The sequence below is a fragment of the Thioclava sp. SK-1 genome (genome assembly GCF_001705665.1).
Lineage (GTDB): Bacteria > Pseudomonadota > Alphaproteobacteria > Rhodobacterales > Rhodobacteraceae > Thioclava.
The window spans coordinates 1-25,078 of record NZ_MDHA01000022.1; the positions used below are offsets into that span (position 1 = coordinate 1).

Genomic DNA, 25,078 nt, shown 5'->3' on the forward strand with positions numbered 1-25,078 from the left:
TTTCCCGGGATCCCGATCAGGACCTCGTGGCGGTACTTGGAAATGTCGATGGCGACAAGCACAGTCGCAGCAGTAGAATGGTTGACGGTCATAGCCGATCTCCTCAGCGGTGTGGTTCTGCAAAACCACTGTTGAGACCTGAGACCGGTTATGGCCATACGCTGCGCTATTTGGGGGCTGCGCGCGTGGCCATAACCTATAAACAGCGCGTCATTCCCGACGTGCTATGGTCCCGAATACATCAGCGAGAAGCTCAGAATGTGGGTTGAGAAGCAGGGTATAACGATCCAGCACATCCAACCCGGCCAACCGCAGCAGAACGCTTATGTCGAGCGCTACAACCGGACGGTTCGGCACGAGTGGTTGGATCAATACATCATCAAGAGCATCGAGGAGGCACAGGATCAGGCTACACAATGGCCCTGGACATATAACAACGATCGCCCAAACATGGGCATCGGCGGCACCACACCCGTCATGAAGCTGAAAATGGCCGCATAAGTTCTAAGAATGCACCCCGTTAAAAATGGGGAGATTACCAGGCCGCAGATCGACAAAAGCCGGAAAGCTATGCTTAACAGGGTGGTATGGAAAATTACAAATTCCAGCAATCTTATGGTTCATTGGCACATAACCGGGCGCACCATCACGAAGCTGGACCGAAAATCGAACAAGGCCGCCGTCATCAGGCTGTCATGGCGGTTAACCACTTCGAACCCCATACGTTGATATAACGATTTCGCACGCAGGTTTTCGCCAACCACATCCAAACGCAATTGGTCATAGCCGCGTCGCTGAGCCTCGCCGCACAGCGCGTTGATCAAGGCGGCGCCAACCCCCTGCCCGCGGGCTTCGGGACGCACGGAAATTCCATCTGCAATCATCGCGCGCCGCTCTGTATCGCGAGACAAGACCGACAGGCACCCCATGCGCCACATTGCCCCAAATGGTCCATAAATCGCCAACAGATCATGGCGATCGCCACCAACAAACGACGCCTTTGCCGTGCGATAGCCCGCAATCCCGATCAACCGCCCCTGCGCATCCAAGGCAGAAAATGCATGTGTCGGCGTCATCGCCAAATCGACAAAGCGTAAGGCCTTAGCCGTTGGCCCTAAAACACGCCCCAATTTGCTGCCAAAGGCCAGCCAATACAGCCGCGCAGCCTCCATCCGGTCTTCATCGCGAATGCCATGCAAAATGGTAAACGGCGGTGCCATCTATCGCGCCCCACCGCGCAAGAATACCTCGGCCGCATGCAGGTCTGCGGGGCGATTGATGTTCAAGAACGGATCAGAACCACCGCCATCAAATTCCACGATCGTCGCATCCATGACCGCCGTCGACAGGCGCAGATCACCGCTTTCGATCTGCGCATGGATCTGTTCGCGCTGCGAGACGTGCCATAATGCAACCGTTGGATGCACCTGGGTCTGGCTGGCCGCCACCGCCGGTGCACCTGCTGTAATCAAACGCGGCACCAAATTGATCGGAATAAACGGCGTATCAATCGACACGGTCGCCACTGTCTTCGCCCCGATCTGATACGCCCAATCCAAAGCTGCCCAGATCCCCGCCAGCGGGCCCAAACCCCGCATATTCGGATTGTCGGCAAAAACAGAGACATCGAACCCTGAAAAATGCTCTGCCGGAGCATTGGTCGACAGGCCAACATAGGTCACTTGCGGAGCAAACCGACCCAAAACATGTTCTAACATGGGCCGTCCAGCCAACGACAAAAGCGCCTTATCCACCCGTCCCAGCCGAACGCCTTCGCCTCCGGCAAGTATCACGCCTGCGGTTCTCACATTGCCCCCGATACAATTGCCCGCTTGGAACCTGCGGACGCCATGCCTATCACTTACAAGATGACGCTCCCTAAACAAGTCAGAACAATGAAAACACGCTCCCCGATTACATCGGCTTATCTGCGCGGCTTCGTGCAGGGGCTGCCCTTTACCCTTGTTATCTTTCCCTTTGGGCTGTTGTTCGGCGTCGCCGCAACCGAAGCGGGGCTGGATATCTTGCCTGTGATGGGGTTCTCGATCTTCGTCATCGCGGGCGCATCACAATTCACCGCCCTGCATTTGATGGTTGAGCAGGCTCCGGTGATCCTGATTTTATTGACATCTCTGGCGGTGAACCTTCGGATGGCGATGTATTCGGCATCTTTGGCACCGCATCTGGGCAAGGCAACGCGGTGGCAACAGGCGCTGATTGCCTATTTCATGGTCGACCAGACATATGCGATGGCGATTAATGAATATGAGGCCCGCCCAAAAATGACCATGTCAGAGAAACTGGCATTTTATGCCGGGACAAGCACTGTGATCCCGCCGTTCTGGTATGGTTCGACCTTACTTGGCACCCAGATCGGTCAAACCATCCCGCCAGAATTCGCCCTGGATTTCGCCATTCCAATCACATTTCTTGCGATGATTGCGCCTGCATTGCGCACATTGGCCCATGTGGCAGCGGCGGCCGTGTCAATCATTGTGGCGCTGGTCTTTGCCTTTCTGCCAGCCGGGCTTGGCCTGTTGGTGGCGGCAGGTTGCGCGATGGTAACAGGGGCACAAGTTGAGCTGTGGCAAACCCGAAGAAAGGCCGCCAAATGACAGGATATTCAGATATTGCCCTTTGGGTCATCATCACGGCCCTTGGGGTTGGCACGTTTTTCCTACGCTATTCGTTTCTGGGCTTGGTTGGGCGCAAACCCCTGCCCGAACGTGCCCTGAGGTATTTGCGCTACACCCCGGTTGCCGTATTGCCCGGACTGGTCGCACCTTTGGTCATCTGGCCAGAAGCAACCGAAGGCGCGCTGGATCCGGCCCGTATCTTGGCCGCTGCTGTCACGGTGGCCTTGGGCGTGTGGACTAAGAATACCCTGATCTCGATCCTCGGCGGATTCGGTATGCTTTATGCTGGAATTTTTCTACTGTTATGAAAGTTCACTCCCCCGAGGAACTATGATGAAAAAGCGCGCCGGATAGGGCGCGCTTTTTCAATTTCTAGGACTGTGTAATTCAGTTGCGGGCTGCGATAAGCGCCGCGGCCTCTGGGTCGTCCTTTTGAACCATCAAGACCCCATGGTTATTATCGGGATCATTGTCGTGATACAGTCGGTAGCTGACACCGGGCAACGCACCAAATTCTTCCGACAATTTCATCGGGAAGAAGGTCGAATGAACCGTTTCAAACCCCGGAACACCGTCCAAAATCCCTGAAATTGCATTCGCACAATACGATTTCGGCGCAGAGCCATGCGCGATCGCGCGGCGCTTCACCTCATCAGCAACCGCCTGTGAGACATAGACTTTCTGTTCGATCACATCCCATGTTTCACGGGCATGGTAATCGATATAGAATTTGCGCATCCGCTCGGTGATGCCGTAATGCAGATCGTTTTGCTCTGGCACATAGGGGTGATACCAACTGCCCGCCGGATCATACAGCACCCGCTCCGACCCATTGATCAACAGGCCCGAATGGCCACCATTGCCCGAACGCTTGCTGACCACCGTATACAACGTGATCGAAGGCGGCTCGTCGGAAACGAACCGCGCCGAATTCACCGCAGCCGGGCTGTCGAATTTATGATCTACGGCACAGGCCGCCAAGCTGAGCATCAGGCCCAGGCAGATGAAAAGTCGGCGCATCTGCCCACTCCCTTATCCAGTGTTGCGCGTCGGGAAACACGGGCCTGACCGTCAAGCCCAGCGGCAATTAAGCCCCGACAAGCGCGAGAAACACCAGAAAAGCAATAATCACAACCACTGTGTAGGTAACGAATTTAACAAAACCGGCAAATGTCTTTTCGTGGTCACGAATATCCATTTCACCATGCTTATGCTCTGCCATGTGCCTCTCCCTTTGCACTGCGTCTGGGGTCAGACGCGCTCCCTTCGTTTCGATTATACGATCACACGCATTGTGTCACGAATTGGTTTCGGATCCGTCATCGTCCAAATCCCGCGCCAGTCGAAATCCGATGCGGCGCGGCGCAGGCGCATCCACGGGCTTGGGCATCGCCACCAAGGCCACATCCAATTGCGAAACATGCTGGATCAGCTGCGTGCGTGCGCCGGATTGGTTCGTGCCGTAAAACGTCAAAATATCCGGCGCGAAATAGCCGATCCCCTCAATCTTCAGAACGCCGGCATTGGACCCCGTAAGCCCCAGCGCCACCTCTTCATCTGCTTGCAAAGATTGCTCAAAGTTCTGGATATATAGCACCAGCCGTTCATAGGCCCATTGCGCTGCGGATTTGCTTTCGGGCGTGTCACGCGCCAGCTTCGCAGGCAGTGGACACATCTCGGCGGTTGGCGGGCGGCTATCATCGGTATGCACAGCATGGGCACGCGGCATCACGCTGTTTTCAAGCGCCTCGGCGGTTGTCACAATATCGTCGGTCATCGCAGGCTCCAATACCACACACCAGTCTCGCGCTGTATGTCACGGCGCACCTCTTCACGGTGCCACAGATGGTTCAGATGCGCCACGGCCTCTACCAGGGCCAACCCATAGGTGCCCGCGTCAATCTGACGCTTGAATAAGGGCGGGAAACAGTCGCAGGCCGTTTTTGCCCCGGTTTCCAAATGTGCCCGTAGACGGCGCAGCGCGCCAGAGTGATTTTCAATCATCTGATTCAGCCGCAGCGGCAACCCCGTAAAAGGCAGTTTATGTCCGGGCAAAATCAGCTGTGCGTCACTGGCAAAGGGCTGCATTGCGCGCGCGCTGTCAATCCAGTCCTGCACCGGATCGGCATCGGGTTCGCTGGCGTAAACCCCCAAATTGGCCGAAATAGAGGGCAAAAGTTGATCCCCACCCAGCACAAGATCATCGCTCCAGAAGGTCGCATGTTCAGGGGCATGGCCATGGCCAATCCGCACTACCCAGTCGCGTCCGCCCATCTTCAGCCACTGTCCAGCAACCACACGACGATAACCCAAGGGCAACGGGTGCACACAATCCGCGAAATTGAACGGACGTTCGTTTTGCCGAGTGTCGTAAATCGTCGCATCCATCCCCGCAGCACGCCAAAAGGCCAATGTTTCAGGCGCCGGGCGATCTTGGGCATCCAATTGCAGCATACGTGCCTGCAACCAGCTTGTGCGCGTGGTCCACAGGCTGGCCCCTTTCGCCTGCAACCACCCCGCCAGGCCGATATGATCGGGGTGGTAATGCGTCACCACAACCCGCGTCACCGGCTTTGCCGCCAATGGCCCATCCAGCACCGCTTGTAACGCGGCACGGCAGGCGGGTGTGTCAATTCCCGGATCCACCACGGTCCAACCATCGCCATCATCCAACGCATAGGCATTCACATGATCCAACGCCATCGGCAACGGCAGGCGCATCCAATGGACGCCCGGGCGAATTTCAATCGTATGGCCCGTGGCCGGGGCCGCAGGCCAAGGGTATTGCAGACCGGCGCGGGGGATGGTGCCCGTTTGCGTGGGGGCAAGTGTTGTTTCGCTCATGTTCCCAAGTCTTCGACGCTCAGCGCCGAAAGTCCAGCCCCACCGGCGCGCAGTTCGGCAATATCGGCAAGATGGCGCGGCAAGATCCGCAGCACAAAGGCACGGGCCAAAGCCACACGTCCCGGATCGGCCAACCCCGCGCGCAGGTGATAATGCGCGCCTAACACATGTGCAAAAGCCTGAAGATAAGGCGCAGCGCCCGCGAAACGATCCTCCATCGACTGCGCGACAAGCCATTCTGTGGCCTCGCGCAGGGATTCTGCCGCCTGCCAAACGGCTTCGGCCAAATCGGGCAGTTGATCGCGTGCCGCGGTGGCCTCGTCTTCAATTTCTTGCAGCAAGGTCAGCGCGGCACGTCCCTGATCCATCATTTTGCGCCCAACCAGATCCATCGCCTGAATCCCGTTGGTACCTTCATAAATCGCTGTCACCCGCACATCGCGGAAAAACTGCGCCGCGCCGGTTTCCTCAATAAAGCCCATACCGCCATGCACCTGAATGCCCAGGTCGGCCACGCGGCACCCCACATCGGTGCCATAGGATTTGGCAATCGGCGTCAACAGCGCGGCCCGCGCCTGCCAATCACCCGACCCCGTCGCCCGCGCCAAATCCAACGCCACCGAACAAGCCAGTGCGATGGACCGGGCGGCGAATATCTCAGCCCGCATTTGCGTCAGCATACGTTTGACATCCGGATGCTGCACAATGGGTGCAAATTGCACACGGTCTTGCGCATAGGCCAAGGCCTGCTGACAGGCGGCTTCGGCCACGCCAATGCCCTGCACCCCGACAGCCAATCGGGCATTGTTCATCATCGTGAACATCGCGGCCATGCCCTTATTGGGCTCTCCCACCATCCAGCCAGTCGCGCCGTCAAACTCCATCACACAAGTCGGAGAGCCATGCAGACCCAGCTTATGCTCCAAGCTGACCACAGTGACGCCATTGCGCGCGCCCGGCTCACCTTTTGCATCGGGAAGAAATTTCGGCACCATAAACAGGCTGATACCTTTGATACCCGCTGGCGCATCTGGCAGGCGCGCCAGCACAAGATGGCAGACGTTTGACACCAGATCGCTGTCGCCCCAGCTGATGAAAATTTTCTGCCCGGATACCGCAAAGGTGCCATCGGCCAATGGCTCTGCCCGGCTGCGCAGCGCCCCGACGTCAGACCCTGCCTGAGGCTCTGTCAGGTTCATTGTGCCCGACCATTCCCCCGACACCAGCTTGGGAAGATACAGCGCCTTAAGCGCGTTATCGGCATGATGTTCCAGCGCCTCAATCTGGCCTTGGCTCAACAGCGGCTTCAATTGCAAGGCCAGACAGGCCCCTGACATCATATCATTGATCGCCACCGCCAAGCTTTGCGGCAGACCCATCCCGCCATAATCAGGATCGGCTGACACAGACACCCAGCCACCCTGCGCGATCTGACGATAGGCACCATCGAACCCGGGTGTCGCCTGCACACCATCAGCCCCCAGAGCCGCGCCATGCTGATCCCCCGCACGATTAAGCGGAGCAATCACGGTGTCACACAGCTTCGCGGCCTCTGTCAGCACCGCTTCAACCATATCCGGCGTTGCCTCGGCAAACCGATCCGTGGCCGTGACCGGAGCCAAAGGCACAACATGGTCCAAGATGAACCGAATATCCGACAATGGAGATTTATAGGGCATGCGGCGTCCTCCCGCGTGGCCCTGCCTGCTTGGCAAAGGGGTCACACGCGCTTATGCAATGTCATCACTCCTCAGCAGGTTACCGCAAGGTGGCCCCCTATCAACATTCAACGCTGCGTCACGGCCCGATATGTGTCTTGAAACCGAAACATTATCTGCAAATGACGCGGGCATTGACCGCGCCGCACAGCTTTTGCGCGCATCGAAGCTTGTGGCATTTCCAACCGAAACGGTTTACGGCCTAGGCGGGTCTGCACGCAGTGATAGCGCTGTTGCAGGGATTTATGCGGCCAAAGGACGCCCCAGCTTCAACCCGCTTATCGCCCATGTCGCCTGTCTGGATATGGCTGAGGACTTTGCAGAAATTTCCAATGATGTCAGGTCCTTGGCCGCGATCTTTTGGCCCGGCCCATTGACGCTTGTATTGCCCTTGCGTGCGGGCAGTGGGATATCGCAGCTGGTTACCGCCGGGTTGGGCACGGTTGCCGTGCGGGTTCCGGCACATCCGGTTGCTCGCAGGTTGCTGCGCCAGGTGGATGGCCCCGTCGCGGCCCCTTCGGCCAATATCTCGGGTAAAATCAGCCCGACGACTGCAGGCCATGTTTTAAACGGGCTATCAGGCAAAATTTCGGCTGTATTGGATGGGGGGCCCTGTGCGGTGGGGGTCGAATCAACGATTCTGTCATTAGACCCGCCGCGATTGCTGCGCCCCGGCGGCATCTCTACCGAGGCATTGCAAACCGCCCTTGGCCGCAGCTTGCCCACCGGCGGTGATGCCGCCGCACCCAATGCGCCAGGTCAATTGCTGTCGCATTACGCACCCGGCGCGCCGGTGCGCCTGAATGCCACCGAAGCGCAACCAAATGAGCTGTGGATTGGCTTCGGCCCCGGCTGCCCGGGTCAGCTGACACTGTCGGCCAGTGGCGATTTGCTGGAGGCGGCTGCAAACCTGTTTGCGACATTACATAGCGCGGATGCGCTGACATCGCCGCCCAACGGCCCGACACGGATCGCCGTCGCGCCGATCCCCGAACGCGGCCTGGGCCGTGCGATTAATGACAGGCTGCGCCGTGCTGCGGCCCCGCGCGATTGATCACCGCTTAGGCATGACCCGCCGTGGCCGATAGGGTCCGCGGGTCAATCCCCATCAAACCCAGTGCCGCAACCCATTTATTCGCGTAATCGCCAGATAGCGCCAGCTCAGTATCGCCGTCACAGGTCAGCCAGCCATTGTCCAGGATCTCTTGTTCCAACTGGCCCGGCCCCCATCCCGCATAGCCAAGCGCCATCACCGATCGCTCTGGCCCCTGCCCTGCGGCAATATCTTCCAAAATATCGCGCGTCCCGGTCATCGCCAAGTCCGGTGCGACGGTCATCGCATCTTCTGCCCCCGCCCAATCAAGCGAATGCAGAACGAAGCCGCGCCCGGTTTCGACCGGACCACCAAACAATATAGGCTGCGGGCCGGTCTCGTCTTCCTTGGCCATCGGAATATCAAGTTGCTCGAACAGGTCGCTCATTTCCGGTTTCGGCAAAGGCTTATTCACGATCAGTCCCATTGCCCCGTCATCGCCATGTGCACAGATCAACACCACCGCATGTTCAAATCGTGGATCTTGCATGCCGGGCATCGCAATCAGGAGTTTGCCGCTAAGGTCCATTGTCATTTCTCCATATTGCTGATCGCACAGATCGTCCTTGCCCTTCAAACTGGCCCGTCATGGGCTTTGGTTCAAGTGCAAGCTGTTGCAGAAGTATCAATCACATGTGTGATGGCGTGTTTGTGACTTTGCCTGACCCCATGATGGGCGATATGCGAAGATATGATCAATAATTTGCGCCATATCCGTTTTACCACCACCGCCGGGGCCATCGCCTTAGGTGCCTGTGCCTGCCCGTTGGCAGCTACAGCGCAGGAAAAATGGATCACCGCGCAGATCTACCTGCCCGAAACCGCGCAACCTGCGCCACCCCAACCGCCCCATCTGGGCCGGCCGCCCATCCCGATCGGCTTTGGGATTGATGAGCCTATGATGGCGCTGCCCCCCGGTATGATCGGGGCAGAGCTGCGCGATGGGTGGCAAACCCCGGATGGTGCGCGGATGGCTGCAATCCGCGTGTCACTGGACAAAGGGTGGAAAACCTATTGGCGTAACCCCGGTGATGCGGGCATTCCACCGCACATCAATTTTGCGCAATCGCGCAATGTGGCGGATGTAAAAATCCACTGGCCCGCGCCTCATGTGTTTGAACAAAACGGCATGCGCTCGGTCGGGTATAAAGACGAGATGATCTTGCCGATTGAAATCACACCCCAAGATCCCAATCGCCCGATGACACTGTCGGCCAGCATGGATTTCGGCATTTGTGACGATATTTGTGTGCCTGTATCGGTGAATTTGGATACAGCACTCAGCGGGCTTGGCCTGCCCGATCCGCTGATCTCCGATGCGCTGAACAGTCAACCGCGCGCGGTCGCGGGCATTGCGACATGCCAGATTGCGCCGATCAATGACGGGATGCGCGTCACAGCCCGCATCGCGATGCCAGACGCACCCGGACAGGTGGCGCTGTTTGAATTACTGTCCCAACCGGTCTGGATTTCAGATCCCGAAAGCCATCGTGAGGGCGATATTTTGGTCGCCCAGGCGGATTTTGTCGCCGATGCGGGAAAGCCCTTCGATCTGGACCCGGCCGCCTTGCGCATCACCGTGTTGGATCACACAGAACAAGCGGTGGAAATGAACGGCTGTCCACGCGGCTGATGCCCGTCCTTAGCGGCGCGGCGCCTGGTTCATCCGTATGACGCGCGGCGCTATCATCGCAGCGGCCACCGTCACCACAACAAGCACCAGAACAGACACGCCCCAGGCCAATGCCAACCCCTGCCCCGTCCACAACGCTGCACCGAAGCTAAGGCCGAAACCAAGCGCCACGACCGCGCTTACGCCATGCATCACCCCGCGCAAACGCGGCATACGCAGTGCAAATCGCAATGATTGCAGATAGCGCGTAAAATCTTGTTGGACCGCTAAAACCGCAGGCACCAGCAGCAACACGATAACCATGCCAAAACCAAGCCCATAGACCAGTGTCACAACGGTTGGCTTCAAAAATTGCGCTTCTGAACTGCGCTCATACAGCAGCGGTGCAAGCCCCAAAACGGTGGTCAGCGTGGTCAACAACACCGGCCGCAAACGATCGGCCACCGCATCGACGATCGCAGGGCGCCAGCCACGTTTTAGCGCATATTCATCTGCGGTAGAAATCAGCACAATTGCGTCATTGATGATAATACCCGACATGCCAATCATCCCGACGATTGAGAACATCGACATTGGAATGTCCCAGACATAATGTCCCCAGATCGCACCTACCAACCCAAAAGGAATAACCGACATCACCACCACAGGCCGCGACCAGCTGGCAAAAATCCAGGCCAACACAACGTAAATCCCGACCAGGCACATCCCCAGCCCCAACAATGCATCGTTCAAAAAGTCACGCTCATCTTCGGCCTGACCGGACATGAAATATGCCACGCCCAGCTCTTGTGCGATGGCGGGTAAAATCTCGGTCTCTAATGCGGTGGTGATGTCATTGGCGCGTTCGGGGTTGTCTTCGGACAGATCGCCTGTGACCTCCACCTGTCGCACGCCATTTTCACGCAAAATGGTCGAGAACCCTTCCTCGGAGCGGATCGACACAATATCTGACAAGGGCACCCAAATTCCATCCGGACTGCGCAATTGCATCCGTTCGGTGAAATCTGCGCGTTTTTCGGCATCGGGCAGCTCCACCCGGATCGCGGCAGAGCGCACACCGTCCGGATAGGTCGCGGCCTCTGTTCCGTTCAGTCTGGCGCGCAATTCACTGCCAAGGGTCTGCGTGTCAAAGCCCAGCGCACGGCCCTGCGGCGTCAGATCCAAGATCAGCTCTTGTTTGTCATAGGCCAGGTTGTCTTCCAACGCCGATACTTCGGGAAAGGCCGCCAAGGCGGTTTTCAAATCCTCTGCTGCCTGTTTCAACACACGGGTTTCAGCGCCTGAAAACTGCACCGCGATCCCATCGCCGCCCGGGCCAGAGCGATAGCCGCGGAAGCTTAGCTCTTCCACCAACGGCAGTTGTGGTGCGGCCTCTTGCAGGCGGGCAACAAAATCAAAGCTGGAATAGGGCCGCAGATCCGCGTCGATCAACTCAATTGAAATCGATCCCAACAGATCGGCATCTTTGCTATCGGCAGAGGCCAGCGCACGACCGCTTGCGCCGCCCAACTGCCCCACAACATAATCCACAGGATTGGTGCCATATTCCGCCTGATATTGGGCACCGACCTGCGCGACCGTCTGTTCCAGTGCCATAAGCATTTCTTGCGTATCAGCGCGCTCTGCGCCGTTGACCATCGCAAACGAACCTGAAACCGAGCTGCGCTCTGGCGCGTTGAAAAATCGCCATTGCACCTGCCCCGACACCAGCAAAACAACCTGCGACACCAGCGCCAACACCGCCAAGGCAATCACCGGATAGCGCAGCATAATCACGCCTTTGGTCAACGGGCGCATGACCTTGCGCCGCACCGCATCCAGGCCCCGGTTCATGGCACGCGACGGTGCATCATACCATTTACGTTCGCCCGTATGTGCCAGCGCATGGGCCATGTGGTTCGGCAAGATCAAGAAGCATTCGATCAGAGATGCCGCCAGAACCATGATCACGGTCAGGGGAATATCCTTGATCAAGGACCCCATCCGCCCGCCAATCATCGTCAGCCCTGCGAAAGCGATGACGGTGGTTAATGTTGACGCCACCACGGGTGAGGCCATGCGCCGTGCCCCACGTTCGGCCGCAACAATCGGTAGCTCGCCAAGGGTTCTCGCCCGAAAATCGGCATGTTCGCCCACAACAATGGCGTCATCCACCACGATCCCCAGCGTCAAAATCAATGCGAAAAGCGAGATCATATTCAGCGTCATGCCAAACAGATACATAATCGCCAGTGCCGCCAGCATAGATGTGGGAATACCCATCGCCACCCAAAATGCCGTCCGCGCATTCAGGAATAGGAACAATAGCACCAACACAAGGCCAAGCCCCATCAGCCCATTGCCGACCAACAAATCCAGCCGTGCTGAGATCTGTTCGGACCGGGAGCGGATCAGATCGATATGGGTGCCGGCCGGCAAAGTGGGCTGCATCTGCGCCACAATATCCTTAACCGCGCGATGCATCGCAATCGCGTCGCCCTCTGCCGTGCGTGACACGTTGATCACCATTGCCGGATCACCATCCACGAAATATGCCCGCGACCGTGTCGGCCCCTCGATTGTGACGGTAGCGACATCGCCAACGGTCAACAGCGATCCATCGGGATTGGCGCGAATGATCAGCCCGGCAATGTCACGCGGATCGCGGCGTTCTTCGCCTGTGCGCACGCGTGCGGCCCCATCGGCCACATCGCCCGCCGGCGCGCCATCAACGGCCGCCCCAACCACAGCGACAATCTGCGACAAGGTGACATCATGCGCCATCATCTCGGTCGTGGGCACTTCAATCAAGGTTTGCGGCGCGGCCATGCCCGATAGCGTGGTGCGCGTTACCCCTTGGGCATAAAGCCTTACGATCATTTCATCGGCCAACCGGCCAAGCTGTTCCGCGCCCAGCGGACCCGAGATCACGATATCGGTCACAGTGTCGCGCCAGACAGAGCGCTGGATATCCGGATCTTCGGCAGCCTCAGGCAGATCCCCTGCCGATTGCACTGCATTTTCTACATCATCAAGTGCCTGCCCCATATCCCAGCCGGGTTCGAATTCCACATCGATAGAGGCACCACCTTCACGGGCAGATGCTTCGACCTCGGCCACACCATCAATTGTCAAAAGCGAAGGCTCTAACACCTGCACAATGGCACGGTCGACATCTTCTGCCCCCGCCCCATCCCATTGCACCGACACTTCAATCTGATCGCTGATCGTATCGGGGAAGAATTGCGCACGCATCCGCGGAATCGTGACGGCCCCCGCACAAATCAGCAAAACCAAAACGATATTGGCCAAGGTCGCATGGCGTGTGAACAGCCCGATCAGCCCCTGGGCTGGCGGCAATTGGGGGCGGGGCGCGGCCATGGATCAGCCCCCCATCCGGCTTTCAAGCCGTTCCACGGTGGCGCGGGACACCTGTGTCTGCGTCAGCTCCTGGCGCAGCTTTTGCTTCGCATCCTCTGGCATGCGTGTGTTTTGGTCCACAAAAGCCAACAGCCGCGCCCTGCGGGCGGGGTCCAACTCCAGCTCCGGCTCCGGCTCGCGCGCCTCCACCTGACCGGGGCGCATGGCGCGCAGTTTGATACCCTCCCCCAAAAGCGGGGTGCGCTGTGCCACGATTTCGGTGCCACTGGGCAGATCGGCGCGAATAATCACCTGATCACCTTCGCGGCGCAGAACCTCTACCTTTGCTTCCCGCAGACGCGTATCCTCGGCCAGGACCAGCACCTGATCTTGTGCATTCACCGCGCGTGCCGGGATGCGGGCCACCTGTGGCAACATCGGTTCGGTCAAGATCACGGTGACAAAATCACCGGGGCGAAAGCCCGCAGGATCTTGCATCGTTGCAAACAGCAATCGCCCTGTAGCCCCCTCTTCCACCGCGGCACCAACACGTTCTAACCGGGCCGGGGAATGCACGCGCCCATCGGCGGTGTCCAGTTGCACCTGCACGGGGGCGGCCACCAATTGGCCCTGCGGATCGGTGAAGCGTGAAAACTGCCGGGTTGACACCCTGAACGACACCTCAAGCGCGCTTGGGTCAATCAGTTCTGCCAACATTTCATTGGCCGATACCAAGCCGCCGCTGACCGCTGTGACAGACGACAAATAACCGTCATAGCCGGCGACAATCTGGGTCTCGGACAAAATACGCTCGGCTTCGGACAGGTCAATTTGCGCGCGCAGCAATGTGGCTTGCCCCTGATCATAGGCGGCTTGCGCTGATGACAACGCGGCCCGTTTGGTCAGCACGGATTGTTCCGCGCTTGAGGCGGCCAGCTCCGCCTCCTCAGTGGTGGCGGCAGAGCCAAGACCGCGATCATTCAAGCTGACCTGACGGTCCAATGCGCGTTGTCGCAGATCCACCTGTCGTTGCGCGGCTTGCAAATCATCGGCTGTAATGCCCAGCGAACGCTGCGCCTGCTCCAGCCCGGCCTGCGCCTCTTGCAGGGCAGCTTGGCTTTGATCGCGCGCGGCGCGGGCCTGCGCTGGATCCAGACGCGCCAAGACGGTGCCTTTGGTAACATAGGCACCTTCTTGAAATTGCAGCGCCAATTCGATCAACGTGCCGCCGGTCGTGGCACGGATTTCTTGCCGACGGGTGGAGCGGACTTCCCCGTAAGCGGTCAGTTGCGGTGCGATATCTTGCATGTGCAGCGCCAACACATTGGCCGCGAATACGCGTTCACGCCCCCCCGTTGGCCCCCCGGCATCAGCCAGCCGGTCCGCAACCGCATTGCGCATGACAAAGGCCGCCGTGGCCAAAATTGCAAACGTCAAGGCCATCAGGCACAGCCCCAGCAGGCTGCGTTTGAGAAACCGCATGTCGTCTCCTTGGCTATTGGTCGCCGTACCGCATCGCTAGTAACAAATCGTCACGCCATCATCGCATCTTATCACGGATATTTCACGCCAAACTTAAGGCTGGCTGAAGCATGGACCTAGCCCTGTTGCAGCCGCACCTTTAGCGCCAGAAGATCCGCCCATGCATCACGTTTCGCGGCGGGCTGGCGCATAAGATGAACCGGGTGCTGCATGGGCAAGGCGGGCTTTCCGAAAGCTTCTGTCCAGATACCGCGCAAACGCGACAGGCCTGCGCGGCCCAGCCCCGCCGCGCAGGCGGCATTGCCCATAAGCACGATCACATCCGGGTCAGCCAGGGCGATGTGACGAGCCAGAAATGGCTGCATCAATGCCAATTCGGCAGCGGTTGGATCACGGTCCTGCGGGGGGCGCCACGGCAAAGCGGGCAACAGATAGACGGAGCTTTCCACATCAGGATTGCTACGTGACAGGCCAATCGCCGCCAGCATATTGTCGAGCAGCTGGCCTGCCGAGCCGACAAAGGGACGCCCATCGCGATCCTCATCGCGTCCCGGTGCCTCTCCGATGATCAAAACCCGTGCGCCCGCACGCCCATCGGCAAAAACCATCGACCGCGCACCTTTACGCAGATCACAATGATGAAACGCATCAATAGCGTCGCGCAGCGCCTCAAGGGTTTCGACCGCACCGGCCTGTGCGCGCGCGACGCCTATGCCTTCGTCTGTGCCGGGCGCTTGGGCGGGGGTCACACGCGGATGGGTCAGCGGTGCTTGTGCGCGATCCGCCGCGGTGGGCGCCCCCTGTTGCGGTAATGCCGCGGCCGACCTGGCCAATTTGTCTGGCAAATCATAGCGGATCACTGGCGCGTCAGACACCGGGTCGCAGGCCCCGAGCTCCATCAACCATTCAAACGCCGCCACAGCTGATGCGTAATCAAGCTGTTGCCACGGTTCGGCATTGGGGGCTGCGTCTGAGTTTGGGGGAAGCGTTTCATCCATGCGGTGCAATCTATGACGACGCGACTTGCGGGTAAATCCCCATTTCATACCCTGCGGCTTTAGGCCGTTGCGCGCCAGAGTATCGCGGCGGAGGGGCGCTGCCCCACCACGCCGAAACGGCGCGGCCCCCGGGATATTTTTGGCAAGATGAAAGCGCGAGAAGACGCAGCATTTTAACTGTTGCTTGCCAAAATATTGGGGCATTGTCATGTGTGACGCGGAATTTGCGTCGCATTTTGGGAGAGACTTATGGGTTTGTGGAATTTTGCCAAGACGGCCGGGAAATCGCTTTTTGGCGGCAAGGCGGAGGCTGCTGAAGCGCCGAAGGAAGAGGCTTTGCAGACTGAGCTGAAGGCTTTGGGTTTGGATGCGAGCGGAATTGATTTGGCCGTGGATGGTGACAAAGTTGTGGTCAAAGGTGCTGCAGTGGACGCCGAAACCAAAGAGAAGATCATTTTGGCAGTTGGCAATGTTGACGGCGTCGCGGCGGTTGAAACCGACACGGATGCCGACACAGGTGATGCGGTGTTCCATACCGTTGAAAAGGGCGACACGCTTTGGGCGGTATCGCAAAAGGCGCTCGGAGATGGGTCAAAATACATGACCATTTTTGAGGCCAACAAGCCAATGCTGAGCGACCCGGATAAAATTTACCCAGGCCAAGTATTGCGCATTCCCGGTGGCAAATCCTAAGCCGCTGATACCGGGCGGATAATGAACATCAGACTGTATTGGGGGGCCGATCGGCCCCCTTTCGTATCAGCGCAGCACAGGCTAGAACGCAGGGCATTACAAAGATGTAACGTGACGTATATGTTCGCGCAGAAGGCTTGCCCGGGAAAGCGACTGTAGGCCATGATGGGTTGGGGCCTTTGGGAGGAGATCCCGCGACACACTGGTTCGAGGGAGGAGTTATGCGACGTTATTCAACGCTGGCTGATCGTGATGCGGTCGAACAGGAGATGGCTTGGGAGGCGCGCGAGCGGCCCGCCACAATGCATGATATGATGGCGCGCGCGGCCCAAAAATATGGCGCACGCCCAGCTATCTCGTTTCAACTATTTTCAGATCCTACGGCCCCGGCAGAAACCTTGACCTGGGCGGAGCTGCACGGGCGGGTGATCCAAGGCGCGAACCTGTTACGCGAGCTGGGGATCGGTCCGCGAGACACTGTCGCCTATTTGATGCCCAATGCGACAGAGGCGGTTGTAGCGTTGTTGGCAGGGGCCACGGCAGGGATTGCCAATCCGATCAACCCCTTGCTGGATGCCGAGAATATCGCAGGTATTTTACGCGATACCGGCGCGACCGTTCTGATCACCTTGAAGGCCTTTCCCAAGACCGACATCGCGCAAAAGGCGGCCGAAGCTGTTGCGATGGCACCCAATGTAAAGACGGTGCTGGAGGTAGATTTGAACCGCTATCTGACGGCGCCAAAGAAATGGCTGGTGCCGTTGCTGCGACCCAAGGTCAAGACGGCGCATCATGCGCGGGTGATGGATTTCAACGCGGCAATGGATGCGCAACCTGCACATGCACTGACCTTTGACGACCCGAAGCAGGATCGGGTGGCCAGCTATTTCCACACCGGCGGCACGACGGGCATTCCGAAAGTGGCGCAGCATAAAATCTCGGGCATGGTGTATAATGGCTGGTTGGGCAGCAATCTGTTGTTCAGCGAGACTGACGTATTGATCTGCCCTTTGCCGATGTTCCATGTCTTCGCGGCCTATCCGATTTTGATGTCCGCGATCATGTCCGGTGCGCATGTCGTATTCCCGACACCTGCGGGGTATCGCGGCGACGGCGTATTTGATCACTTCTGGAAGCTGGTAGAACGCTATAAGGTGACATTCCTCATCACCGTGCCCACTGCGATTGCCGCGCTTATGCAGCGTCCGGTGAATGCCGATATCTCCAGCTTGCGGATCGCGATTTCGGGTTCTGCCCCGCTACCAATTGAGCTGTATAACCGTTTCAAAGAGGCCACCGGCGTTGAGATCGCCGAAGGCTATGGGCTGACCGAGGCCACCTGCCTTGTGGCGGTCAACCCGCCCGATGGGCAAAAAAAGGTCGGCTCTGTCGGCTATGTCTTGCCATATAGCCATGTGCGTATCCTGCGCAAATCCGGCGAGGGGTTCACCGAGTGCCCCTGTGATGAGGTCGGCGAGATCTGCGTGGCCTCCCCTGGGGTGTTTGAAGGTTCGACCTATACCGAGGCCGTCAAAAACCATGATCTGTTTGCCGAAGATCGCTTTTTACGCACCGGCGATTTGGGCCGCATCGATCCCGATGGGTTTTTATGGATCACTGGCCGTGCCAAGGATCTGATTATTCGCGGTGGGCATAATATTGACCCCGCCCAGATCGAAGATCCGCTGATGGCCCATCCTGAAGTCGCGTTTGCCGGAGCCATTGGTCAGCCGGACGCGTTTGCGGGCGAATTGCCCTGCGTCTATGTTGAACTGGTAAAAGACGCCACGGTCACGGAAGCCGAACTGCTGGATTATATCCGTACCCGGATACATGAGCGCGCGGCCATGCCAAAACATCTGGAAATTTTGGAAGAGCTGCCCAAAACCGCCGTAGGTAAGATATTCAAGCCAGATTTGCGCAAGCGTGCGATCAAACGTGTGTTGAACAAAGCCTTGGCAGAGGCGGGATTGCCGGCCCGCATTCACGATGTTGTCGATCATAAGAAACGCGGCCTGACGGCACAGGTCACCGGGGCGGGCGATGCCGAGGCGCTGACGCAATGTTTGGGGCAATTTTCGGTCGCTTGGGACAGGGTCCGCGAAGCCGGCTGATCATGGATTGTCATATCTGCCACCCGCGCGTAAGCCCTGTCTGAAAATAGGGAAGGCAGGGAATGGCGGATATCGACATTTTGAAAGCGCGCTCTGGCGGGGTGTGCGAATTTTGCGGCGCGGCCCCTGATCTGGCAGCGGTTACATTGACAGGCACGGAACAGGCCGTTTTGCTATGTGCCACCTGCCGCAGTGACGACGCGCCTCCGGCGCATTGGCGCTGTTTGGAGGGGGCTGCGTGGTCGCCCGAACCGGCAGTTCAGGCGATGGCGTGGCGCAGGCTTGGCGCCATTACAGAAGCATGGGCGACCCAGACGCGCGACACCATGATGATGGAGCCAGAGGCGCAGGCCTTGGCAGATGCGCTATCGCTGATGGTAGAACATCGCGACTCCAACGGCGTGGTTCTGGCGCAAGGCGACACTGTGGTGTTGATCAAGGATCTGCCGGTTAAGGGCGCAGGCTTTACCGCCAAACGAGGAACGCCCGTGCGCTCTATTTCCCTTGTGGCGGATAATCCCGACCATATCGAGGGGCGCGTTGAAGGCCAACGCATCGTGATTCTAACTAAATTTGTGAAGAAGCGGTGAGCATGAAGTTTCTGGGCAGCCGCATGATCCCGTCTTGCAGCCGCCCAGATCGCCCTAAAGCGGAAGCTTGGTCCTTTGGCCCCTCAGGGACCAGGCCATCGGATCCAGGATCCGCCCTTCAGCGGCGATTGTACCGTCCGTATGGAATACCACCGGACCGTAATCTGCATCGGTCACCGTAATCGTGCCATCGACATCTTTGGTCACGGGCACAGCATGAAACTGTGCGAACCCGCCCAAATCCGACGTCTGCCCCAGCCTCACGATCCACAGCCCATCATAGCCGGGCAAGCGCAGTTCATGATCCGCAGAGCCGCCGCTTTTGGTGAGCACCAGCGGTGCGCCAGCCGCAATCACCATCGCCCCGTTGCCGCTGCGCGCAATCGCCCGCGTCCCATCGACCGACCATTCATCGAAGGACTGCGTCGGGAACCATGCATGGGTGAAGCCGGGTTGTGGCGCCTGTCCGTTAAAGGCCACAATCGCCAGATCCCGATATTGCTGCACCCGCGGCACCGATGCCGACCCGCCCCAGAAGGACGGGCGGCCGAACCCGGATTGCACGATTTCACCGGGGTGGTTGATCCATATCTGTGCGGCGGGGTTGCGCCCGATCCGCGCCTGCAACAACGTTTCTTGATACCCCCAGTCCCCCCAGCGGTATGACGCCACGCTGCCCATAGCGGTGTCACAGGTCTTATAATGATACAGCCGTGCAAAGGCGTTATTGCCCTGCCAGAAAGTCCATTCCTGCGCGTGGTCGGCATCCTCCCAATTGGCAATGGCGGCCAAATCGGGCAATTGCAATTTATAATCGCGCAGGCATAGCGCGATCTGAGCCAGACAATTTGCATGTGCCCCAAATGTGCCCTTGCCCCATATCAGGCGCGAAAGTCCCGTAAGCTCGGACGTGTCCGACACACATAGCGAATGTTCATAGCTGCGCCCCTGTGCCGCAGTGATAACCCCGTGATGCGCCGAATGTGCGACCATCGTCACCAGACGCACGATCGCCTTATAGGCGCGCTGTTGGATAGCCGCATCCGGCGCCAGCGCGTAAAGCGCCGTCAGGCCTTTAAAATCAATCGGGAAATAGGTGGCAGAGTTAAATTCTGCCATCTCCGCACTTTCGAAATGATCGAACCAACTGACCAAGCGCTCATACCCGGCGCGGCTTTGCGCTGTCCCCACCCGACCGGAACGGCGAAAGGTCGCGTTGGGATGCATATGCCCGGCCAGATAGGCCGCTGTGTGGAACAATAGCGCATGGTTTTCGGAAAAATACCACTGCACATCATTGCCCGGCTCATCCATCCAATACCGGAAGGCCAACGTCGCCGCATCAATGCGCGCCACCAGCGCCTGTGACAGGCGATCCCCATAGACCATTCGCGCCCATAGTAATGGCACCAGCGCGAAATCGGCACAGTCAAAGCACTCTTCAATCCCGGGCAGCGCCGTGGTGATGATCTGCTCGGCCCGGGTCAGCGCCTGCATGTCGCCAACGGCCACACAGGCCAATGCGGTTTCCGTATCTGTTTCCGCGTGCCGTGCCAACCACACCAAAGTTTCTGCAATCCGGTCACTGATCTGCGCCGACGCAGATTTGGTTTTGTGCCGCCATGAAATCTCGGCTCCTAGCCGCGCTTGTGTGACAAACCCACCGCAGTTGATGTTGAAATCAAAATAGCGGAAGTCAGCCGGCAAATCCGTTGAGGCACATAGCCGGACACGATCCGCCCCGGCGGGAACAGAGATCGCGATATCATTATGGTCATGTGACATGAAATGCCCGGCCACATGCACCATGCCCGTCACCGCACGCGGAAAGGCACGGGGCAAGATCAACCAGATATCTTCGCCGTCATAGAGTTTGCGGTCCAGATGCATGGCCTCTAATGCGGCCTCAACCTCGGTGACAAGCGCGGACTTAGCCGAGAAACAATGTGACGCGCTGGCCGGCGGCCCATCGTGCCATGTCAGCGCAACCCGAATAACGGCATCGCGTTCGCAAAGATCTTCGAACTGGATCGCGATCTCATTGTGGCCAGCCACCAGTTCTGCGGTGAATTCGACCTCGGCCATGGCATTGCGGCTGGCGGGCGCCAACCATGCCACACGCAGCCCGTTCACATAGACCACGCCAGCCCCGCAAATGCCCAGTTTCAGCCGGGCCGGGCCGGCCTGCGCCGCCGTCACCGCGGTGCGGGCCCAGCCATGAATACGAGTGGCCCGAAACCAAAAGCCTGACAAATCCAAAAATGGCGACCCGGCTGGCATGATATTCCGCGCCACAGACCAATCAGGCATCGGTCGAGGCGCGGGTTCCACATCCCGCACCTGTGCAATATAGGCTGTGCGGCATGGGTAGGTATGCGGGATGAAATTCTTATCCTTGGTCAGAAAGAATGTAGAATCCATCTCCCCTTCCATCGGGCTTTCGGCCACATCATAACGTGCCTGCTCAAGATCGGTTACCTGCCAATATGGGATCGGGCTTCCTGAAATCAGTGTCATGTTAACACAGCTCCGAAATCGCAACAGGGGACACATCGGTATAGGCTTGGTTCTCGCCCGTCATTCCCCAGACAAAGGCATAAGGGCCCGTGCCTGCCCCCATATGAATTGACCACGCTGGCGACAAAACAATATCGCCATCGGCAACGATCAAATGGCGGGTATTATCGGGACGCCCCATCAGATGCATCACGCGATCTTCGTGCGACATATCGAAGTAGCAATATGCCTCCATCCGGCGTTCGTGCAGATGCGGCGGCATCGTGTTCCAGACCGATCCTGGCGCAGGATCCGTAATCCCCATCAACAACAAGCACGAGGGCGAAACCTCTGGGTGAATATACATCGCCAAAGACCGTTTGTTGCTGCGCTGTGCATCGCCCAGCTGCAACAGTTTCGACTGCGCACGTGTGATGACGCGGGTGGCAATATCTGCACCAGCCGGGACAGAATTCATATAGAACCACGCCGGAGCCTGTGGATCATCGCTGCCCATTACCACCGATTGCGTGCCACGCCCGATATATAAAACATCACGGCTGGCCAAACCATGGCGCGTTCCATCAACCTCAATCCAGCCCGCACCGCCCAAATTCGCCACGCCCATCTCGCGCGCGGTAAAAAACAGCGGCGTGCCGACATCCTTACCAGAGCCAAATTGCAACGGCGCCTGTGTCGGCACCGCGCCGCCCACAATCATCCGGTCAAAATGCGTATAGGCAAAACCGATATGACCGGGCTTGAACAGGCCCTCCACCATGAAATTTTCGCGTAGATCCGCAGGCAGCATCCGGTCGATCTGATCCGGTCCAGCCCCGTATTTTTGAAGCATGGCCATGGCGCGCTTCCTTCCATCCCTAAACTTTGATGCCCCGGTGATGGGGCGATTTGGATTGGGTCGTCCAGCCGCCTCCCGCAGCCCAAAGACCGGGCCGAAACCACCCCGTTACCGGATGCAGTTATCGCGAAACTGGTGACGGTTCCTCCCCCTCCAATAGGTAAAAATAATCTCATTCGGAAAATACTTGCGCAAGATGTAAATAATTTTCAGAATGCGGCAAATCAGGGAGTCGCAAACATGACCAGCTCAGGCCGCACGCGGATCAGTGACATTGCCTCACGTCTGGGGATCTCGACCGCGACTGTATCGCGTGCATTGACCGGAAAAGGCTATGTCCGTGAAAGCCTGGCCGCACAGATCCGCTCTGCTGCAATTGACATGAATTACGCAATGCCCGGCACCCCCCCCGGCCAACGCGTTTTGCTGGTCTCTTCGCAAGAGGCGATGATCGATTTCCAACGCAGCCAATTTACAATGTATGTATTGGAAGGGCTGCAAGACCGCGCCGACAGCCAGGATATCCAGATCGACACACATATTTATCAGGCGGATCGCGGCTCTAGCGGGTTACAAGACATCCTTGATGGCGGCGACCTTATTGGCCTTTTACTGGTAACGGTGGATGACGAGACTTTGGCATTTGTGCGCGATCTGGACCTACCTGCTGTGCTGGTGAATGGCGACGATCCAGAGATGCGGCTGAGTTCGGTGACACCATGCAACCGCTCCGCCGCAACATTGGCCACCCGGCATTTGATGCAGCTGGGGCACCGCAACATTTTGTTTCTGAACAAATCCGGGCGCCGGACCATTCAGCGTCGGCTGGAAGGCTGGCGCGATGCTCTGGCACAGGATTACCGCCCCGAATTTGTCGTTGATGTAGAAGACTGGACCGCCGAAGCCGCAAAAGACAGTATCAATCAGGTTCTGGCAAGTGGGCTGCACTTCACCGCGATTGTAGCCGCCGGCGATATTTTGGCCGCAGGCGCAATGTCCGCATTGCAAGCGGCCAAGATCGATGTGCCCGGACAGGTGTCCATCATCGGCATCGACGGCTTACCACAGGGGCAATATTTGTCGCCCGCACTCAGCTCTGTTATGATCCCAATGAAATCCGTCGGCGCCTTTTCATTAGATTTACTATTAGAAACCAATCGCTTGCGTGCAGCCAAGATGAAAACACCGGCCCGGCGGGTGGAACTGGCCTGTGATCTGGTGGCGCGAAGCAGCACAGGCCCCGCGCCCCGCTAACGCGGTTACATCAGCCCCAGCAAACGCGGCAGACCCAACGACAACACCGGCAGATAGGTGACCAGCAACAGCGTGAAAGACACGGCGAAAAAGAACGGCAAAATGGGGCGAAATACCTGTTCAATCCGCAGATTGGCCACAGCACAACCCACGAATAGCACGCTGCCCACCGGTGGGGTCATCGACCCCACACCCAAATTGAAGATCATCATGATCCCCAATTGCACCGGATCCATACCGACCTCACGCGCGATAGGTAAAAAAATTGGAGTGAAGATCAGCACCGCCGGTGTCAGATCCATGAAAAACCCGATGATAAGCAATGAGATGTTCATAATCAGCAAAATGGTGATTGGGCTGTCAAAGCTGAGAATTGTATCTGCAATAATGTCGGGAATGCCTGCGATCGTCATCACATAGGACATGATGCCAGAGGCCGCGATCAAGAACAGGATCGAGCAGCTCATGACCGCTGAAGAGGCCAAGACTTCCAGATATTCGCGGCAGGTGGCCATGCGATACAACAGCGACAGGCCAAAGCTGTATAGGACGGCGACGGCCGCGCCCTCGGTTGCGGTGAAGGCGCCAATGATGATCCCACCAATGACAACCACCACCATCAACAGCGACGGCAAAGCGCCCACGATTACCCGCATTGCCTGTGGCAAGGTTATCCGCACCTCTGACCGGTAGCCACGCCGATAGGCGATCAGGGTGATCACCAGCATCACCGACAGGCCCATCAAAATGCCAGGGATATAACCCGCCAGAAACAAGGCCGAAATAGATGTGCCGCCCGATACCAGCGAAAACAGGATCAACGGTCCGCTGGGCGGGATCAAGATGCCCGTCGGGGCGGAGGCAATATTGACCGCCGCGGAAAATGCCGGATCATATCCCTCTTTCTTTTGCAGCGGAGCCATTGTGCCGCCCACCGCAGCCGCCGCCGCAATAGACGAGCCAGAGATTGACCCAAACAGCATATTTGCAATCACATTCGTATGCGCCAAAGCGCCCGGCATCCGCCCCCCGATCAGCTTAGCCAGGTCAATCAGCCGAATCGCAATCCCGCCTTTGTTCATGATATTGCCAGCCAGCACGAAGAATGGGATGGCCAGCAACGTAAAGCTATCAATCCCGGCGAACATCTTCTGCGCGGCAACGAAATAGATTACGTCGGGCGAGAAATAGGCCAATCCCGTAAGCACGGAAGACACGCCGATCGCCACAGAAATCGGGGTTCCAAGTAGCAAAAGGCCAAAGAATACGACAAATAGGAAGATCGCTGCATAGGCGGGCTCCATCATCAGATCAATAAACAGATCCATC

22 protein-coding genes and 1 pseudogene are annotated in these 25,078 nt (G+C 58.1%); 9 read left to right on the plus strand and 14 right to left on the minus strand.

Going from position 1 to position 25,078, the window contains the following annotated elements; translation table 11 throughout:
- Positions 1–228 precede the first annotated feature (228 nt).
- Positions 229–501: pseudogene (locus BFP70_RS02065) on the plus strand (integrase core domain-containing protein); the annotation flags it as partial.
- Between the two features lie 119 nt (positions 502–620).
- Here the strand turns inward: BFP70_RS02065 and BFP70_RS02070 are convergent.
- Both BFP70_RS02070 and BFP70_RS02075 read right to left on the minus strand, forming a co-directional pair.
- Positions 621–1,220, minus strand: coding sequence for a GNAT family N-acetyltransferase (locus tag BFP70_RS02070; protein ID WP_083217303.1), 600 nt, complete (start codon positions 1,218–1,220; stop codon positions 621–623).
- Positions 1,221–1,793, minus strand: a complete 573-nt coding sequence (locus tag BFP70_RS02075; RefSeq protein WP_176715472.1) for a molybdenum cofactor guanylyltransferase — start codon at positions 1,791–1,793, stop codon at positions 1,221–1,223.
- A gap of 102 nt (positions 1,794–1,895) precedes the next feature.
- On the opposite strand from BFP70_RS02075, the gene BFP70_RS02080 reads away from it, so the two are divergent.
- Together BFP70_RS02080 and BFP70_RS02085 are read left to right on the plus strand one after the other, a co-directional pair.
- Entirely contained in the window at positions 1,896–2,615 is a 720-nt protein-coding gene (locus tag BFP70_RS02080) for an AzlC family ABC transporter permease (protein WP_066009709.1), read from the plus strand.
- Positions 2,612–2,944, plus strand: a complete 333-nt coding sequence (locus BFP70_RS02085) for an AzlD domain-containing protein (RefSeq protein ID WP_066009711.1) — start codon at positions 2,612–2,614, stop codon at positions 2,942–2,944. The genes BFP70_RS02080 and BFP70_RS02085 overlap by 4 nt, the downstream gene beginning before the upstream one ends.
- Before the next feature lie 79 nt (positions 2,945–3,023).
- On the opposite strand, the gene BFP70_RS02090 is transcribed toward BFP70_RS02085, so the two are convergent.
- The 5 genes from BFP70_RS02090 to BFP70_RS02110 all read right to left on the minus strand — a co-directional run bounded on the left by BFP70_RS02090 (position 3,024) and on the right by BFP70_RS02110 (position 7,159).
- Complete coding sequence (locus BFP70_RS02090) at positions 3,024–3,656, minus strand: hypothetical protein (protein ID WP_066009712.1); 633 nt, start codon at positions 3,654–3,656, stop codon at positions 3,024–3,026.
- 67 nt (positions 3,657–3,723) lie between these two features.
- The gene (locus tag BFP70_RS02095) at positions 3,724–3,858 is read right to left on the minus strand and encodes an aa3-type cytochrome c oxidase subunit IV (protein WP_066009714.1); all 135 of its coding nucleotides are present in this window, start codon (positions 3,856–3,858) and stop codon (positions 3,724–3,726) included.
- Between the two features lie 75 nt (positions 3,859–3,933).
- The gene (locus BFP70_RS02100) at positions 3,934–4,413 is read right to left on the minus strand and encodes a DUF6173 family protein (protein ID WP_066009716.1); all 480 of its coding nucleotides are present in this window, start codon (positions 4,411–4,413) and stop codon (positions 3,934–3,936) included.
- Entirely contained in the window at positions 4,410–5,480 is a 1,071-nt protein-coding gene (locus BFP70_RS02105; protein ID WP_066009718.1) for an MBL fold metallo-hydrolase, read from the minus strand. Before BFP70_RS02105 ends, BFP70_RS02100 begins: the two co-directional genes overlap by 4 nt.
- Positions 5,477–7,159: an acyl-CoA dehydrogenase gene (locus BFP70_RS02110; protein WP_066009720.1), complete on the minus strand. Its 1,683-nt coding sequence runs from the start codon at positions 7,157–7,159 to the stop codon at positions 5,477–5,479. Before BFP70_RS02110 ends, BFP70_RS02105 begins: the two co-directional genes overlap by 4 nt.
- A gap of 130 nt (positions 7,160–7,289) precedes the next feature.
- On the opposite strand from BFP70_RS02110, the gene BFP70_RS02115 reads away from it, so the two are divergent.
- On the plus strand, positions 7,290–8,252 hold the full coding sequence (locus BFP70_RS02115) for an L-threonylcarbamoyladenylate synthase (RefSeq protein WP_066009722.1): 963 nt from the start codon (positions 7,290–7,292) through the stop codon (positions 8,250–8,252).
- A 7-nt stretch (positions 8,253–8,259) separates the two neighbouring features.
- Here BFP70_RS02115 and BFP70_RS02120 read toward each other — a convergent pair whose 3' ends face one another.
- Positions 8,260–8,820 carry a YqgE/AlgH family protein gene (locus tag BFP70_RS02120; protein ID WP_066009724.1) on the minus strand — a complete coding sequence of 187 codons (561 nt, stop codon included), beginning with the start codon at positions 8,818–8,820 and terminating at the stop codon, positions 8,260–8,262.
- A 162-nt stretch (positions 8,821–8,982) separates the two neighbouring features.
- Between BFP70_RS02120 and BFP70_RS02125 the strand changes: the two genes are divergently transcribed.
- Entirely contained in the window at positions 8,983–9,924 is a 942-nt protein-coding gene (locus tag BFP70_RS02125) for a protein-disulfide reductase DsbD domain-containing protein (protein WP_255356566.1), read from the plus strand.
- A 9-nt stretch (positions 9,925–9,933) separates the two neighbouring features.
- On the opposite strand, the gene BFP70_RS02130 is transcribed toward BFP70_RS02125, so the two are convergent.
- From BFP70_RS02130 to BFP70_RS02140, 3 genes are all read right to left on the minus strand, one after another.
- On the minus strand, positions 9,934–13,284 hold the full coding sequence (locus BFP70_RS02130; RefSeq protein ID WP_066009726.1) for an efflux RND transporter permease subunit: 3,351 nt from the start codon (positions 13,282–13,284) through the stop codon (positions 9,934–9,936).
- 3 nt (positions 13,285–13,287) lie between these two features.
- The gene (locus BFP70_RS02135; RefSeq protein WP_066009728.1) at positions 13,288–14,745 is read right to left on the minus strand and encodes an efflux RND transporter periplasmic adaptor subunit; all 1,458 of its coding nucleotides are present in this window, start codon (positions 14,743–14,745) and stop codon (positions 13,288–13,290) included.
- 116 nt (positions 14,746–14,861) lie between these two features.
- On the minus strand, positions 14,862–15,743 hold the full coding sequence (locus tag BFP70_RS02140; protein WP_066009819.1) for a uracil-DNA glycosylase family protein: 882 nt from the start codon (positions 15,741–15,743) through the stop codon (positions 14,862–14,864).
- A gap of 249 nt (positions 15,744–15,992) precedes the next feature.
- Here BFP70_RS02140 and lysM point away from each other — a divergent pair, with 249 nt between their 5' ends.
- The 3 genes from lysM to BFP70_RS02155 all read left to right on the plus strand — a co-directional run bounded on the left by lysM (position 15,993) and on the right by BFP70_RS02155 (position 19,140).
- Positions 15,993–16,436, plus strand: a complete 444-nt coding sequence (lysM, locus tag BFP70_RS02145; RefSeq protein ID WP_066009730.1) for a peptidoglycan-binding protein LysM — start codon at positions 15,993–15,995, stop codon at positions 16,434–16,436.
- A 221-nt stretch (positions 16,437–16,657) separates the two neighbouring features.
- Positions 16,658–18,550: an acyl-CoA synthetase gene (locus BFP70_RS02150; RefSeq protein WP_066009732.1), complete on the plus strand. Its 1,893-nt coding sequence runs from the start codon at positions 16,658–16,660 to the stop codon at positions 18,548–18,550.
- Between the two features lie 62 nt (positions 18,551–18,612).
- Positions 18,613–19,140, plus strand: coding sequence for an alkylphosphonate utilization protein (locus BFP70_RS02155; protein ID WP_066009734.1), 528 nt, complete (start codon positions 18,613–18,615; stop codon positions 19,138–19,140).
- Between the two features lie 54 nt (positions 19,141–19,194).
- On the opposite strand, the gene BFP70_RS02160 is transcribed toward BFP70_RS02155, so the two are convergent.
- On the minus strand, positions 19,195–21,657 hold the full coding sequence (locus tag BFP70_RS02160) for a hypothetical protein (RefSeq protein WP_066009735.1): 2,463 nt from the start codon (positions 21,655–21,657) through the stop codon (positions 19,195–19,197).
- A 1-nt stretch (position 21,658) separates the two neighbouring features.
- On the minus strand, positions 21,659–22,495 hold the full coding sequence (gene kduI / locus BFP70_RS02165) for a 5-dehydro-4-deoxy-D-glucuronate isomerase (RefSeq protein WP_066009736.1): 837 nt from the start codon (positions 22,493–22,495) through the stop codon (positions 21,659–21,661).
- Between the two features lie 240 nt (positions 22,496–22,735).
- On the opposite strand from kduI, the gene BFP70_RS02170 reads away from it, so the two are divergent.
- A complete protein-coding gene (locus BFP70_RS02170) occupies positions 22,736–23,749 on the plus strand; it encodes a LacI family DNA-binding transcriptional regulator (RefSeq protein ID WP_066009737.1) in 1,014 nt (337 codons plus the stop codon).
- Between the two features lie 5 nt (positions 23,750–23,754).
- On the opposite strand, the gene BFP70_RS02175 is transcribed toward BFP70_RS02170, so the two are convergent.
- Positions 23,755–25,077 carry a TRAP transporter large permease gene (locus BFP70_RS02175; protein WP_255356567.1) on the minus strand — a complete coding sequence of 441 codons (1,323 nt, stop codon included), beginning with the start codon at positions 25,075–25,077 and terminating at the stop codon, positions 23,755–23,757.
- Position 25,078: the final 1 nt, after the last annotated feature.